The sequence below is a fragment of the Oleiphilus sp. HI0067 genome (assembly GCF_001635735.1).
Genome location: NZ_LWFI01000377.1, coordinates 1 through 1,149, shown reverse-complemented (window position 1 = coordinate 1,149; position 1,149 = coordinate 1). Strand labels below are relative to the sequence as shown.

The window sequence follows — 1,149 nt, the reverse complement described above, 5'->3', positions numbered from 1 at the left end:
CGTTTATGGTGTTGGCTCTGCGTTTACTATTCGTCTACCCATTCTATCCGATCAATAACGGGAGTAACTGTGCAAAACCCTATTCATCAAACCAAACTTTTTCTTCTATTCATTGCCTCAACGCTTATTTTGAGTGCTTGCACTGGAACGCGTCCGAAACAACTTGGAGAAGCGCAAACCTCGTTGCAAGTTTGTCCGAGCTCACCAAACTGCGTCAGCTCTCTCAAGGATGAAGATAAAGACCACTTTATCGAAAGTATTAGCTATACCAATAAGTCTTCGACTCACGAAGCACTGGTAAAAGCGATCAACTCAGACGAATCAGCTGAGCTAATCATCAAAACTGATCAGTACATCTATGCAGAATATACGAGCGCGATCATGCGTTATGTAGATGATGTAGAGTTCTTATTCGACGACAACCAACAACGTATACACGTGCGTTCTGCTTCCCGACTTGGGCATTCTGACTTTGGCGTGAATCGCGATCGAATTGAACAAATTCGTTCTCAGCTTAACGATGGGGCTCTATAACATGTCTCAAAAGGTATTGTTCCTTGGGCTTGGCGTCATGGGCTATCACATGGCAGGCCATCTTTCTCAACGCTTCGAAACATTTGTATTCAACCGCACATCAAGCAAGGCCTCTGAGTGGTCCAATGAATTCTCTGGTACTGTCATTAGCGACTTCACTCAAATTCCGGGAGATATCGCATGCGTAATGACATGTATTGGTGACGACAACGATTTGAGAGATATGTATTTTGGAGAGAATGGCTTACTTGCGGAACTTCCGAAAGGAACACTCGTTATCGACCATACGACCGCGTCTGCTGAAGTCGCCCGCGAATTGCATGAACAAGCTCTTAACCTAGGTATTGATTTCATAGACGCGCCCGTTTCAGGTGGCGAGCAAGGTGCGATTAACGGTCAACTGACTGTTATGTGTGGAGGTGACGACGCCGCTTATGAAAAAGCCGAGGAATTCATCGCAACTTACGCGAAGTCTTGCAAACGCCTAGGCGACATTGGTGCAGGTCAACTTACAAAAATGTGCAATCAGATCGCTATTGCAGGTTTAGTTCAAGGCTTATCGGAATCTATTCACTTTGCACAACAAGCAGGACTCGACCCTCAGTCAGTCATCGA

Annotated in this window: 2 protein-coding genes; both read left to right on the top strand. The window is 45.4% G+C overall.

Translation table 11 applies throughout. The annotated features are described in order from the left end of the window. The coding region (locus A3739_RS04460) for a DUF1499 domain-containing protein (protein WP_231877005.1) at nt 1–534 on the top strand (534 nt) is incomplete at its 5' end. Nucleotide 535: 1 nt separating this feature from the next. Beyond that, nucleotides 536–1,149 (top strand): NAD(P)-dependent oxidoreductase (locus A3739_RS04455; protein ID WP_068500483.1); only part of this gene is annotated, 614 nt, incomplete at its 3' end.